The 13,098-nt window shown below is 57.2% G+C and carries 12 protein-coding genes; 6 read left to right on the top strand and 6 right to left on the bottom strand.

Going from position 1 to position 13,098, the window contains the following annotated elements:
- Positions 1 to 309: 309 nt before the first annotated feature.
- On the top strand, positions 310 to 1,056 hold the full coding sequence (locus tag FY206_RS10295) for a MipA/OmpV family protein (RefSeq protein ID WP_032639792.1): 747 nt from the start codon (positions 310 to 312) through the stop codon (positions 1,054 to 1,056).
- A gap of 78 nt (positions 1,057 to 1,134) precedes the next feature.
- Here the strand turns inward: FY206_RS10295 and FY206_RS10300 are convergent, their stop codons facing one another.
- Positions 1,135 to 2,019: a D-hexose-6-phosphate mutarotase gene (locus FY206_RS10300; protein WP_032639793.1), complete on the bottom strand. Its 885-nt coding sequence runs from the start codon at positions 2,017 to 2,019 to the stop codon at positions 1,135 to 1,137.
- 75 nt (positions 2,020 to 2,094) lie between these two features.
- Positions 2,095 to 3,090: a glyceraldehyde-3-phosphate dehydrogenase gene (gene gapA / locus FY206_RS10305; protein ID WP_023311257.1), complete on the bottom strand. Its 996-nt coding sequence runs from the start codon at positions 3,088 to 3,090 to the stop codon at positions 2,095 to 2,097.
- Between the two features lie 341 nt (positions 3,091 to 3,431).
- Between gapA and msrB the strand changes: the two genes are divergently transcribed.
- Positions 3,432 to 3,845: a peptide-methionine (R)-S-oxide reductase MsrB gene (msrB, locus tag FY206_RS10310; RefSeq protein WP_032639794.1), complete on the top strand. Its 414-nt coding sequence runs from the start codon at positions 3,432 to 3,434 to the stop codon at positions 3,843 to 3,845.
- 56 nt (positions 3,846 to 3,901) lie between these two features.
- Positions 3,902 to 4,165, top strand: coding sequence for a YeaC family protein (locus FY206_RS10315; protein ID WP_196239757.1), 264 nt, complete (start codon positions 3,902 to 3,904; stop codon positions 4,163 to 4,165).
- 60 nt (positions 4,166 to 4,225) lie between these two features.
- Here FY206_RS10315 and chiD read toward each other — a convergent pair whose 3' ends face one another.
- From chiD to sppA, 4 genes are all read right to left on the bottom strand, one after another.
- A complete protein-coding gene (gene chiD / locus FY206_RS10320; RefSeq protein WP_032639795.1) occupies positions 4,226 to 5,482 on the bottom strand; it encodes a chitinase ChiD in 1,257 nt (418 codons plus the stop codon).
- 198 nt (positions 5,483 to 5,680) lie between these two features.
- Complete coding sequence (gene pncA / locus FY206_RS10325) at positions 5,681 to 6,322, bottom strand: bifunctional nicotinamidase/pyrazinamidase (protein ID WP_032639797.1); 642 nt, start codon at positions 6,320 to 6,322, stop codon at positions 5,681 to 5,683.
- Positions 6,323 to 6,331: 9 nt separating this feature from the next.
- Positions 6,332 to 7,348: an asparaginase gene (ansA, locus tag FY206_RS10330; RefSeq protein ID WP_008500705.1), complete on the bottom strand. Its 1,017-nt coding sequence runs from the start codon at positions 7,346 to 7,348 to the stop codon at positions 6,332 to 6,334.
- Positions 7,349 to 7,411: 63 nt separating this feature from the next.
- Positions 7,412 to 9,268: a signal peptide peptidase SppA gene (gene sppA, locus FY206_RS10335; protein WP_032639799.1), complete on the bottom strand. Its 1,857-nt coding sequence runs from the start codon at positions 9,266 to 9,268 to the stop codon at positions 7,412 to 7,414.
- Positions 9,269 to 9,435: 167 nt separating this feature from the next.
- Here sppA and FY206_RS10340 point away from each other — a divergent pair, with 167 nt between their 5' ends.
- From FY206_RS10340 to FY206_RS10350, 3 genes are all read left to right on the top strand, one after another.
- Positions 9,436 to 9,987: an NAD(P)H nitroreductase gene (locus tag FY206_RS10340; RefSeq protein ID WP_032639801.1), complete on the top strand. Its 552-nt coding sequence runs from the start codon at positions 9,436 to 9,438 to the stop codon at positions 9,985 to 9,987.
- 116 nt (positions 9,988 to 10,103) lie between these two features.
- Positions 10,104 to 11,147, top strand: a complete 1,044-nt coding sequence (selD, locus tag FY206_RS10345; protein WP_032639803.1) for a selenide, water dikinase SelD — start codon at positions 10,104 to 10,106, stop codon at positions 11,145 to 11,147.
- A 4-nt stretch (positions 11,148 to 11,151) separates the two neighbouring features.
- Entirely contained in the window at positions 11,152 to 13,059 is a 1,908-nt protein-coding gene (locus tag FY206_RS10350) for a DNA topoisomerase III (RefSeq protein WP_032639806.1), read from the top strand.
- Positions 13,060 to 13,098: the final 39 nt, after the last annotated feature.

The raw sequence follows: 13,098 nt of genomic DNA on the forward strand, positions 1-13,098 counted from the left end.
GCTAAGAACCGCAGGGTGTTCAGGAAAACTCTTCTTAAATTAAAGCGTAGATGGCATTTGCAAAACTTGCATGCCCATAAAATCTACTTTCAATGACATATCAATAACTCATCCAAAAATTTCCACCGTCGTTCTAAGCCAAAAGCACGTTTTTCATTCAGCGGTCATATAAATGAAAGCAGGCTGTCATCTGTAAAGTTAAAAATAACGGGTTAATCAGACTGATTAGCAGGCAAAAAATTTTGGGATGTACGGGATTGGCGGTTACACTTCACACGCTGATTATTTGACTACAGGAAAGAATGGATTGTGACCAAACTCAAACTTCTGGCATTGGGCATCCTTGCCGCGACCGCAGTAAGCACCGCGCAGGCGGAAAGTCAGTGGACGGTTGGCGCGGGTGTTGGCGTCATTAACAGCCCGTACAAACAGTATGACCGTGACGTTTACCCTGTTCCCGTTATCACCTATGAAGGGGATAACTTCTGGTTCCGCGGGCTGGGCGGCGGCTACTATCTCTGGAACGATACGGCCGATAAGCTCTCCATCATGGCCTACTACGATCCGACGCACTTCAAGCCGGGTGACAGCGACAGCAACGCGCTTCGCCGACTCGACAAGCGTAAAAGCTCGATGATGGCCGGGCTATCCTATGTACATAATACCGAATATGGCTTCCTGCGTACTGCCCTGGCGGGTGACACGCTGGATAACAGCAACGGCTTTATCTGGGACCTGGCGTGGCTGTATCGCTACACCAACGGTGGGTTTACCCTGACGCCGGGTATCGGTGTGCTGTACAGCAGCGAGAACTACAACGACTACTACTATGGCGTCTCTAAAAACGAGTCCCGTCGCAGCGGACTGAAGAGCTACAGCGCAGACGACGGCTGGGATCCGTACCTGGAGCTGACCGCGAGCTATAACTTCCTCGGCGACTGGAGCGTGTACGGCACCGGCCGTTATGAGCGCCTGAGCGACGAAGTGAAGGATAGCCCGATGGTCGATAAGTCCTGGGCTGGTATCTTCTCTGTGGGCGTGACCTACAAGTTCTGATTGTGCATTAATTCAGTGCAATCATTGCATCAAAACGGGGCGCTTGCGCCCCGTTTGCTTTTTTGTAGTGCGGGGCGATTAACGCTTCACAATGCGGATCGTCTGCCCTAAACGAGACGGCTTTTCTTCGCTCGCTTTCTGAGGGGCGGTCACGCAGGCCGTTTCCACGCAGACGAACGTTTTGTATCCGTCATCCGGAACGTCGGCCATGCTCACAGACAATGCCGGACCCGGGTTCCAGCCCACCACGTTGCTGTGATGATGATGAACCACCTCAATGCCGCGGTTTAGGGCACCGTCGTGGATCACGCTGCACGCTTCCGGGTGCAGATAGACGCGGTCGGTGCGGTCAGGGAACGCCTGAACGCCATCGCCCAGCCTGCCTTCCTTCGCGTTATCAACTTTGTCGATGAACGTATCGCCGAGGCCGCTCACCTTCACGGCGTTGATGTCGCCCACGTTGAAGTAGGTGTGCAGGGCAGAGGTGGTTTCGAACTCACCGTGGGCTTCCAGCTCAATTTCGCAGGTTTTACCCAGCTTGAAGCGGGCGTACAGCGTGAAATCATGCGGCCACAGGGCGCGGGTTTCATCGTTAGCCTGCAGCTCAAAGGTCAGCACGGCGCCGTTGTCGTCTTCGTTGTGCGCCTTCAGCGTCCACTGCTGGTTACGGGCAAAACCGTGAGAAGGCAAACCCGGCTGCGCAGACGGACCGAACCACGGCCAGCAGATCGGTACGCCACCGCGAATGGCGGCCCCTTTTTTGAAGGAGGTGGCATCGCTCAGCCACAAACCTTCGGCTTCGCCTTCCGGTTTCCAGGAGAGCAGGTGAGCGCCGTTCAGCGCTACGGAGGCTTTGACGCGCGGGTGGTCAACGACGATCACGTCGGCACCGTCAATCTGACGGCGGGAGAGCACAGGGGTAAGTTGTTCGACTACCGGAAGTGCAAAAATTTTATTAATCATTAAGCAATCCTCTGTCTAAAAAACAATAAAAAAGGCGACCGAAGTCGCCTTTTTGGATCAAACCCTCATCTCAACTTATTTGGAGATGTGAGCGATCAGGTCCAGTACTTTGTTAGAGTAGCCGGTTTCGTTGTCGTACCAGGATACCAGCTTAACGAAGTTGTCGTTCAGTGCGATACCAGCTTTAGCATCGAATACTGAAGTGCAGATTTCGCCGTTGAAATCGGTAGAAACAACGTCGTCTTCGGTGTAACCCAGAACGCCTTTCATTGCGCCTTCGGAAGCAGCTTTGATTGCTTTCTTAATTTCTTCATAAGAAGCAGCTTTTTCCAGACGAACGGTCAGGTCAACAACGGATACGTTAGGGGTTGGAACGCGGAACGCCATACCGGTCAGTTTGCCATTCAGTTCTGGCAGTACTTTACCTACAGCTTTAGCAGCACCGGTAGAAGATGGGATGATGTTCTGCGCTGCGCCACGGCCGCCGCGCCAGTCTTTGTGAGACGGGCCATCAACGGTTTTCTGAGTCGCGGTGGTCGCGTGAACGGTAGTCATCAGACCTTCGATGATGCCGAAGTTGTCGTTGATAACTTTAGCCAGCGGTGCCAGGCAGTTGGTGGTGCAGGATGCGTTAGACACGATATCCTGGCCAGCGTAAGTTTCGAAGTTTGCACCACGAACGAACATTGGGGTGTTGTCTTTGGAAGGACCGGTCAGAACAACTTTCTTCGCGCCTGCAGTGATGTGTTTACGTGCAGTTTCGTCGGTCAGGAAGATACCGGTAGCTTCAGCAACAACGTCAACACCGATTTCGTTCCACTTCAGGTTAGCTGGGTCTTTTTCAGCAGTAACGCGGATGGTTTTGCCATTAACAACCAGGTGGCCGTCTTTCACTTCAACGGTGCCGTCGAAACGACCGTGAGTTGAGTCGTACTTCAGCATGTACGCCATGTATTCAGCGTCCAGGAGATCGTTGATACCAACGATTTCGATGTCAGAACGTTTCTGAGCAGCACGGAAAACAATACGGCCGATACGGCCAAAACCGTTGATACCTACTTTGATAGTCATATATTCCACCAGCTATTTGTTAGTGAATAAAAGGTTGCCTGTAAAATTACAAAAACCTTACGCAGCGTCAAGCGGAATCGTGTCAATCATTGCGACAAATCAATCCTGTGACTAACGTTTGTGCGACTGACTCGCCTCACTTTCCCTTTGAGCTTGCAACCACATGGGGGCTGCGCTCGGGATTTTAAAGTCCTCGCAGGATAAAAATGTGAGCATGGTCACAATTGCCTGACTGCCTTTTCGCGACACATAAGTTTAGAACAAAAGTGCACGCAAGGGTGTTAATGTTTTGTTAGAATCCGGGTTAAAAGGTGTCTGTTTCTACAGCGAGATGTAAGCATATGTCGAACCAACGTAACCCTGATGATTTGAAAAAAAACCTCACAGAAATGCAGTTTTACGTGACGCAGAACCACGGCACGGAACCGCCGTTCACCGGGCGTTTACTGCACAACAAGCGAGACGGCGTCTACCACTGTCTGGTCTGCGATGCCCCGCTGTTTAACTCACAAACGAAGTTTGATTCCGGCTGCGGCTGGCCGAGCTTTTACGAGCCGGTGAGCGATGAGGCCATCCGCTATCTGACCGACTCGTCGCACGGCATGGTGCGCACGGAAATTCGCTGCGGCAACTGCGATGCGCACCTTGGCCACGTCTTCCCGGATGGCCCTCAGCCTACGGGCGAGCGTTACTGCGTCAACTCTGCCTCAATGAGCTTCACTGACGACGAAAACGGCGACCAGGTGAAGGGTTGAAAAAACGATTCAGCAAATTATTCCTTTAAAAGGGCGCGAGTGTGAATATTGATGACATGATTAGCGGTATGACGCCGGAGATTTATCAGCGTCTGGTCACCGCCGTAGAGCTGGGAAAATGGCCCGATGGCGTCGCGCTGACGCCGGAGCAAAAAGAGAACAGCCTGCAGCTGGTGATGCTGTGGCAGGCGCGCAACAACACCGACGCGCAGCACATGACGATCGACACCCAGGGCCAGATGGTGATGAAGAGCAAGCGCGAGCTGAAAGAGGACTTTGGCATCACGCCGAAGCCGATTGCGACGATGAAAATGCAATAACGGTGCGGGATGATGCCCTCACCCAACCCTCTCCCACGGGGAGAGGGCTTGATTGTCTTACTACTTATGCGGGATCCCGAGCGACGCCGCCAGCTGCTTCGCTAACTGGTTTTCGTCGTCCGCGCCGTACTCCCAGAACATGGCTCCGGCGAGCCCTTTCTCTTTGATGTAGTCCGCTTTGATCGCTACAGAACGCGGGTTCTCATACGAAATCGCAAACAGCGCGCTGCCATCGGCACCCTTCACCGAGAGCCACGGCACTTTCGCCTGGTCGTCCCAGTGCGCGGTAAAGCGTTTCTGCGGATCGTTCAGCAGCTTCTTCACGATATCGTTGTACTTCACGTAGGTATCTTTGGTCAGGTCATAGCCAAGAGACTTGAACAGCCCGATCTCCTGAGGGCCAAAGTAGGGCTGGGTCACCGGATTTTTTTGCGCTTCCGGTTTGGTCCAGTCGATCCCCGGTTCCACGGCGCGTTTCGGCACGCGGCCATAGAAACCTATCCCCAGGTTCATCTGCTGCGGCTTCAGCCCGGCGGCCAGATAGTTGTTGACCACAAAATCGACGCTGTATTTGTCAGCGGCAGCCACCGTCGGCCAGGCGCTGGAGTCATACAGGTTGGCATTGAAGTACTGCGTACCGTACGCCATGTCGTAGGTCATCAGGTTGATGTAGTCGAGCAGGGGGGCGATGGCGTTGATATCCACCCAGCTTTTCGGACTTTCCGCATTCGCGCCTACCGCAATGGTGACCAGCTTTTTATGTCCGAACGCGTCGCGCATCTCTTTCAGCAGGGCGGTAAAGTTATCCCGGTCGGCAGGCGTGCTGGCAACCAGGCCCCAGGCGCCGTTGACCGGATACTCCCAGTCGAGGTCGATCCCGTCCAGACCGTATTTATCGACAATCTCCTGCGCGGAGCGGATGAACACCGCGCGCGTCTCCTTAGTCGCCGCCGCACCCGAGAAGCCGCGAGCGCCCCAGCCGCCAACGGAGAGCAGCACCTTAAGGTTTGGATTTTGCTTACGCAGGATCGGGAGTAACGCGAGATCGGAGGCCACCTTCGGCGACAGCCAAATTTGATGCAGTTTCGCCGGATCTTTCAGCGCGGCGTTGGTTTCGTCTTTTTCGTCGTTATAGATCAGACCAAACGAGTAGTTCAGGTGGGTGATCTGGCGAACGTCCAGTTTGTTGATGTCGCCACCCGGCCCGGCGGTGACATCGCCGCCCCCGTTAAAGTAGCCCACGGACATCAGGGAACTGGCGGAGGCAACTGACGCGCAAAGCAGGGGTAATGCTGCCAGCAAGGGCAAACGTTTCATATAAGTTCCTCTTTGACTTAATAAAATTAACCACGCCACGGAAAAGGCGTGGCGAAAAAACAGCCTGGAGAGAATAGCATTGCCGCTTCGCTGAGGATGCGAGGGAGTTCACTTTATGGGAGAACGGAGTGGGTTGTTTTGCTACAAAACCAGAGAAAGTAGGCCGGGTAAGGCGAAGCCGCCACCCGGCTAAAAGGCTTACGCCTGCGTTTCCAGCCAGTCTTCAAGCGTATACAGCGTCGCGCCTTCCGCCGCTATATCCATAAACGCCTGAGCGCTGTCCTGCGGGTGAATGTTCACCCCGCGGCAGCCGTCGGTGATGACGCTGACGGTATAGCCCAACTGGAGCGCATCCAGCACGGTGAACTTCACGCAGTAGTCCGTTGCCAGGCCCAGCACGATCAGCTCCGTGATTTCGTGGTGACGTAACCACGCGTCCAGGGCCGTTTTCTGACGATGCCCGTTATCGAAAAACGCGCTGTAGCTGTCAATAGCCGGGTTTTCGCCTTTATGGAACACCGCGTCGATGGCCTTCTGATTCAGGAGCGGATGCAGCGCCGCGCCTTCCGTCTGCTGTACGCAGTGATCCGGCCAGAAGGTTTGCGCCAGCCCGTCGAGTTCACCCTGGGTGAAAGGCTCGACGTCGTGCTGGCTGGCAAAGCTGCCGTGGTTCGCCGGATGCCAGTCCTGGCTTGCGACAACCGCTTCACCGCGGGCTTTGCACCAGTCGATCAACGTGTTGGCCACGTCAACGGTGCTGTCACCCTCGGCGACGGCCAGCTCGCCGCCCGCGCAGAAATCATTTTGCAAATCGACCAGCAGCAGGGCGCGTTGCTTCATGAGGCCTCCTTATTCGTCAGGCGTCAGTTCGCCGCGCAGGTTTTGCATCATCGCGCTGCGAATGGACTGAATGTCCAGATCCTGACTCAGTAAATAGTGAAGTTTAGTCAGCGTTGCCTCAACGGTCATATCGAAGCCGCTGATCACCCCCGCATGCGCCAGCGCGTTACCGGTGGCATAGCCGCCCATATTCACTTTACCGGACATACACTGGGTCAGGTTCACCACCACAATTCCGCGCTCGCTGGCTTCCTGAAGCTCCTTCAGGAACTCGCCGTTCTGCGGCGCATTGCCCACGCCGTAGGAGCGCAGGATCAGCGCCTTCACCGGCTGGCGCAGGAAGTTACGCACCACGTCCGCAGAGATACCCGGGTAGATGGTAACCACGCCAATCGGCTGCGGGGTAATCGGATGCACAATCAGCTCGCCCGCGGTATTCGGTGCAGGAGGCGTTCCCAGACGACGGATATGGATCCCGGCCTCCAGCAGCGGCTGTAGGTTAGGGGAGGCGAAGGCGTCAAAACCGTCGGCGTGGGCTTTAGTGGTGCGGTTGCCGCGATACAGACGGTTGTTAAAGAACAGCGACACTTCGTTAATCGGGTAATTCGCCGCCACGTAGAGGGAGTTCAGCAGGTTGATCTGCCCGTCGGAGCGCAGCTCCGCCAGCGGGATTTGCGACCCGGTGACGATAACCGGCTTGCTCAGGTTCTCCAGCATGAAGGAGAGCGCCGAGGCGGTAAACGCCATGGTGTCGGTGCCGTGCAGGATCACGAAGCCGTCGTACTGGTCGTAATGGGCTTTAATATCATCCGCGATGTGCTGCCAGTCCTCCGGCGTCATGTCGGAGGAGTCCATCAGCGGCTCGTATTCGTGGATAGTAAAGTCAGGCATCTCCGGGCGGTGGAACTCAGGCATCAGCGCAAGCTGACGCTGAAGGTGCCCGGAGACGGGGATATAGCCGTTTTCGGAGCGCTGCATACCGATGGTACCGCCAGTGTAGGCTACATAAATCGATTTCTTCTGCATGGTAGTGAGTTCTTGTTCTTCAAAAGAAAAAAATCCCCTCTTCGCGGGAAGAGGGGACGGTTTTTAGCGGACGTTCGCGCAGGTCAGGCAAAACGCGTAACGACTCTGTGGATCGTTAAAGGCCGCAAGCTTGTCGCTCTCTGCCTTCATCGCTTTTGCCGCCGTGGCGACCGGCGCAGGCAGGTAAGCCTGCAGCGCTTCCGGCAGCATGGCGCGTACCGAGCCGGACATGCTGTTCATGACCATATCGAAGAACGACGGTTCGTCCTGGTAATACTCGATATGCCACTGCTTCAGCTTCGCCAGTTCGGCGGCTTTCTTCACCGCGTCATCGAAGTCGCCCAGGCTGTCCACCAGACCGTTGCTCTTCGCATCCTGACCGGTCCAGACGTGGCCCTGCGCAATCTGGTCGATCTGCTCAGGCGTCTTTTTACGCGAGTCGGCTACCAGGGTGATAAAGCGTTTATAGCCGTTCTCAATGCTGAGCTGCATCATCTCAGAGACTTCCGGCGGCAGGGACTTGGTCACCGACACATCCGCCAGCGGAGAGGTCGCTACGCCATCGGTATGCACGCCCAGATAATCCAGGCTGTTCTCTACGGTGTTGATCACCCCGAAGATGCCAATCGAGCCGGTCAGCGTGCTTGGGTTAGCCACGATGTAGTTGGCTGGCGTGGAGATCCAGTAACCTCCGGAAGCGGCCATTCCGCCCATCGACACCACCACCGGCTTGCCGGCGGCGCGCGCTGCGGCCAGCTCAGCACGGATCACCTCGGAGGCGCTGACGCTGCCGCCAGGGCTGTTGACCCGCAGGACAATCGCCTTCACTTTCGGATCCAGGCGCGCATCGCGAATTTGTGACGCGGTCGTATCGCCGCCCACGTTCCCCGGAGTCTCCTGACCGTCCATGATGGCGCCGTTGGCAAAGACCACCGCGACGCTGTCACCGCGGTCGTCCGGTTTTTTCGCAGCGTAATCATACATGCTGATGGCGCTGTAATTTTTGTCCTCTTTGCTCCAGCCAAACTGTTTGCTCAGGGATTTTTCAATCTCGGCGCTGGTGCCCAGGGCATCAACCAGTTTGTTATCGAGGGCATATTTCGCGGTGTCGCCGTCAACTTTACGCAGGCCTTCCAGCACGCCCTGCGCGCCCGGGAACACCTGTTCGGGCGTCATCTGGCGGTTCGCGGCAACGGTGCCCAGATAGTTCTGCCACAGCTCGCCAATCCAGCGGCTGTCCGCTTCGCGGGCGGCAGGGGACATGTCGTCGCGGATAAACGGCTCGACGGCAGACTTATACGTGCCGACGCGGAAGACGTGGGTGGTGACCTTCAGCTTGTCGAGGAGCGATTTGTAGTACAGGCCGTTGGTGGCAAAGCCGTGCAGATCCACCGTACCCTGCGGGGAGAGCCAGATTTTATTGGCGAAGCTCGCCAGATAATATTGCCCCTGGCTGTAGCTGTCGCCCACGGCAATCACCGGCTTGCCGCTGTCGCGGAATTCGCGCAGCGCTTTACCGATATACTGCATAGAAGGCTGATCGCCGCCGGCAAAATCTTTCAGATCCAGCACGATGCCGGTGATGTTGCGGTCGTCTTTGGCCTGGCGGATGGTGTCCACGATATCGAACAGGGAGTTTTCCTGCAGACGGTCTGACGTGGCGCCAAACAGCTGACGGCTGATGACGCCCAGACGGTTGCTGGCTGACGGTTTATCCACGATTACGCCGGTGATATCCAGTAACAGCGCCCCGCGAGTGGAGTGCTGCGCCTGATTCGCGTTGCTGATGTGCATCCAGATGCCCGCGCACACCAGAACCAGCAGGATGAAGAAGATGTTCATCACCAGGTTGCGGACGAAGTTGAGCAGTCGCCACGTCCATTTAAAGAAACCGGCAATAATTCGCCAAAGGGTTCGCATGTATTCTCCCTAACCAGAAAATGACTGTTTCCGTCGCCACTGGACGGTAATGTTGGGTTATCGTAATGACCCAACCGCCACTTGTCAGCAGGAATCGCCTGCCAGGCTGTAACAAAATCTGCCGTCGTGTTAATTTTGTGAGTAAATTTCAAGAAAGGAGTTAATCAATGGATGCACTCGAACTGCTTGTTAACCGCCGTAGCGCTTCCCGTCTGGCTGAACCTGCCCCGGCAGGCGAGCAGCTGGAGAACATTCTGCGTGCCGGCATGCGTGCCCCCGATCACGGCACGCTGCAGCCGTGGCACTTCTTTGTGATTGAAGGCGAAGGCCGCGATCGTTTCAGCCAGCTGCTGGAGCAGGGCGCGATTGTCGCCGGGCAGGATGAGAAAGGCATCGACAAGGCGCGCAATGCCCCGTTCCGCGCGCCGATGATTATCGCCGTCGTGGCGAAATGCCATGCGGACCATAAGGTGCCGGTCTGGGAGCAGGAAATGTCCGCAGGCTGTGCGGTGATGGCAATGCAGATGGCCGCCGTCGCGCAAGGGTTTAACGGCATCTGGCGCACCGGTGCGCTGACCGAAAGCCCGGCGGTTCGCGACGGTTTTGGCTGCGGCGAGCATGACAAAATTGTCGGTTTCCTCTACCTCGGTACCCCGCAGCTTAAAGCCTCCAGCACCATCAGCGTGCCGGACACCACGCCTTTCGTCAGCCGCTTCTGATAACCCGCGCTAAACTGTCTGGATTCTGAGCATCCGCCGCAGAATTCAGACAGTCATACTTACCTCTTTATGGAATGAGCGCTACCATAGCGCGATTGAGATGACAGGAGACGTCCATGAGCGAGCAAACCATTCGTTTAACGCAGTACAGCCACGGAGCCGGTTGCGGTTGTAAAATTTCCCCTAAAGTGCTGGAAACCATCCTGCACAGCGAACAGGCGAAGTTTGTCGACCCGAACCTGCTTGTCGGCAATGAAACGCGTGACGATGCTGCAGTTTATGACTTAGGTAACGGCACCAGCATTATCAGCACCACCGACTTTTTTATGCCGATTGTCGATAACCCGTTCGACTTCGGGCGCATTGCGGCCACCAACGCCATCAGCGATATCTTCGCCATGGGCGGTAAGCCGATCATGGCGATTGCCATTCTGGGCTGGCCGATCAACACCATCCCGCCGGAAGTCGCCCGCGAGGTGATTGATGGCGGGCGTTTCGCCTGCCAGCAGGCGGGAATTGCGCTGGCCGGCGGTCACTCGATTGATGCTCCAGAACCTATCTTCGGCCTGGCCGTTACCGGAGTGGTGCCGACCGAGCGCGTGAAGCGCAACAGCACCGCGCAGGCGGGCTGCAGGCTGTTCCTCACCAAGCCGCTGGGCATTGGCGTGCTGACCACCGCCGAGAAAAAATCCCTGCTGAAGCCGGAGCACAAAGGGCTGGCAACGGAAGTGATGTGCCAGATGAACCTTGCCGGTGCGGCATTCGCCAATATCGACGGCGTGAAGGCGATGACCGACGTCACCGGTTTTGGTCTGCTGGGGCACCTCTCGGAAGTGTGTCAGGGCGCGGGCGTGCAGGCGCAGGTCTGGTATCAGGACGTGCCGAAGCTGCCGGGCGTGGAAGCGTACATTGCTCAGGGCGCCGTTCCTGGTGGTACCCAGCGCAACTTCGCCAGCTACGGTCATCTTATGGGCGAAATGCCAGAAGAATGGCGCAACCTGCTGTGCGATCCGCAAACCTCCGGCGGCCTGCTGCTGGCGGTCACGCCGGAATCCGAAGCCGAGGTTCAGGCGACCGCTGCGGAGTTCGGCATCACCCTGACGGCGATCGGCGAGCTGGTGACCGCGCGCGGTGGCCGACCGATGATTGAGATCCGTTAATTCGATGCGGTTGTTTATTGCCGAAAAGCCGAGCCTGGCCCGCGCCATTGCCGACGTGCTGCCTAAGCCGCACCGCAAGGGCGACGGCTTTATCGAATGCGGTAACGGGCAGGTGGTCACCTGGTGTATTGGTCACCTGCTTGAGCAGGCGCAGCCGGACGTCTACGACAGCCGCTACGCCCGCTGGAATTTGAACGATCTGCCCATCGTGCCGGAAAAATGGCGCCTGCAGCCCCGTCCCTCCGTCACCAAACAGCTCAACGTGATCAAGCGCTTCCTGCATGAAGCCGATGAAATCGTGCACGCGGGTGACCCGGACAGGGAAGGTCAGCTGCTGGTGGATGAGGTGCTGGACTACCTTGAGCTGGCGGCGGAAAAGCGCCAGCAGGTGCAGCGCTGCCTGATTAACGACCTTAACCCGCAGGCGGTAGAGCGAGCCATTTCGCGCCTGCGCGCCAACAGCGAGTTTATCCCGCTCTGCGTCTCGGCGCTTGCACGCGCTCGCGCCGACTGGCTGTACGGTATCAACATGACCCGCGCCTACACCATTCTTGGGCGTAACGCGGGCTATCAGGGCGTACTCTCCGTGGGCCGCGTGCAGACGCCGGTGCTGGGGCTGGTCGTGCGTCGCGACGAAGAGATCGAGAACTTCGTCGCCAAAGACTTCTTTGAAGTGAAGGCGCATATCGTCACGCCGAAAGACGAGCGCTTTACCGCCGTCTGGCAGCCGAGCGACGCCTGCGAGTCTTACCAGGATGAAGAGGGGCGGTTGCTGCATCGTCCGCTGGCGGAGCATGTGGTTAATCGCATCACCGGTCAGCCCGCTATCGTGACCAGCTATAACGATAAACGGGAATCAGAACCTGCGCCGCTGCCGTTTTCGCTGTCGGCTCTGCAGATTGAGGCCGCGAAGCGCTTTGGCCTCAGCGCGCAGAACGTGCTGGACATCTGCCAGAAGCTCTATGAAACCCACAAGCTCATCACCTACCCGCGTTCGGACAGCCGCTATCTGCCGGAAGAGCATTTTGCCGGTCGCCATTCGGTGATGAACGCCATTAGCGTGCACGCGCCGGACCTGCTGCCGCAGCCGGCGGTGAACCCGGACACCCATAACCGCTGCTGGGACGATAAAAAGGTGGATGCCCACCACGCGATTATCCCGACGGCGCGCGCCAGCGGCGTTAACCTGACGGATAACGAAGCGAAGGTCTATAACCTGATCGCCCGACAGTACCTGATGCAGTTCTGCCCGGACGCCGTATTCCGTAAGTGCGTGATTGAGCTGGAGATTGCTAAAGGCAAATTCATTGCCAAAGCGCGCTTCCTCGCGGAAGCCGGCTGGCGCACGCTGCTGGGGAATAAAGAGCGTGACGAAGAGAACGACGGCACGCCGCTGCCGGTGGTCGCCAAAGACGATGAACTGCTGTGCGAAAAGGGCGAAGTGGTTGAACGTCAGACCCAGCCGCCGCGCCATTTCACCGATGCGACGCTGCTGTCGGCGATGACCGGGATCGCCCGCTTTGTGCAGGATAAAGATCTGAAGAAGATCCTCCGCGCCACCGACGGTCTGGGGACGGAAGCAACCCGCGCGGGGATCATCGAGCTGCTCTTTAAGCGCGGTTTTCTCGAGAAAAAAGGGCGCTATATCCATTCGACAGAGCCGGGCCGCGCGCTGATTCACTCGCTGCCGGAGCTGGCCGCCAGGCCGGACATGACGGCGCACTGGGAATCGGTGCTGACGCAGATCAGCGAGAAGCAGTGCCGCTATCAGGACTTTATGCAGCCGCTGGTCGGGACGCTTTATCAGCTGATCGATCAGGCGCGCAGCACGCCGGTGAAAACGTTCAGAGGAATGGTTGCACCCGGTGGCGGCGCGAAGAAACCGTTTAAAAAGAAGAAAAGCGCGGCCTGATACGCCCGGTTTTCTCCCTCTCCCTGTGGGAGAGGGCGC

The sequence above is a fragment of the Enterobacter chengduensis genome, assembly GCF_001984825.2.
Classification (GTDB): domain Bacteria; phylum Pseudomonadota; class Gammaproteobacteria; order Enterobacterales; family Enterobacteriaceae; genus Enterobacter; species Enterobacter chengduensis.

What these genes read in the sequence shown, in the direction of transcription:
- FY206_RS10300 (WP_032639793.1), bottom strand. Translation starts at nt 2,019, where the DNA reads ATGATTAATAAAATTTTTGCACTTCCGGTAGTCGAACAACTTACCCCT.
- gapA (WP_023311257.1), bottom strand. Translation starts at nt 3,090, where the DNA reads ATGACTATCAAAGTAGGTATCAACGGTTTTGGCCGTATCGGCCGTATT.
- msrB (WP_032639794.1), top strand. Translation starts at nt 3,432, where the DNA reads ATGTCGAACCAACGTAACCCTGATGATTTGAAAAAAAACCTCACAGAA.
- FY206_RS10315 (WP_196239757.1), top strand. Translation starts at nt 3,902, where the DNA reads ATGATTAGCGGTATGACGCCGGAGATTTATCAGCGTCTGGTCACCGCC.
- chiD (WP_032639795.1), bottom strand. Translation starts at nt 5,482, where the DNA reads ATGAAACGTTTGCCCTTGCTGGCAGCATTACCCCTGCTTTGCGCGTCA.
- pncA (WP_032639797.1), bottom strand. Translation starts at nt 6,322, where the DNA reads ATGAAGCAACGCGCCCTGCTGCTGGTCGATTTGCAAAATGATTTCTGC.
- ansA (WP_008500705.1), bottom strand. Translation starts at nt 7,348, where the DNA reads ATGCAGAAGAAATCGATTTATGTAGCCTACACTGGCGGTACCATCGGT.
- sppA (WP_032639799.1), bottom strand. Translation starts at nt 9,268, where the DNA reads ATGCGAACCCTTTGGCGAATTATTGCCGGTTTCTTTAAATGGACGTGG.
- FY206_RS10340 (WP_032639801.1), top strand. Translation starts at nt 9,436, where the DNA reads ATGGATGCACTCGAACTGCTTGTTAACCGCCGTAGCGCTTCCCGTCTG.
- selD (WP_032639803.1), top strand. Translation starts at nt 10,104, where the DNA reads ATGAGCGAGCAAACCATTCGTTTAACGCAGTACAGCCACGGAGCCGGT.
- FY206_RS10350 (WP_032639806.1), top strand. Translation starts at nt 11,152, where the DNA reads ATGCGGTTGTTTATTGCCGAAAAGCCGAGCCTGGCCCGCGCCATTGCC.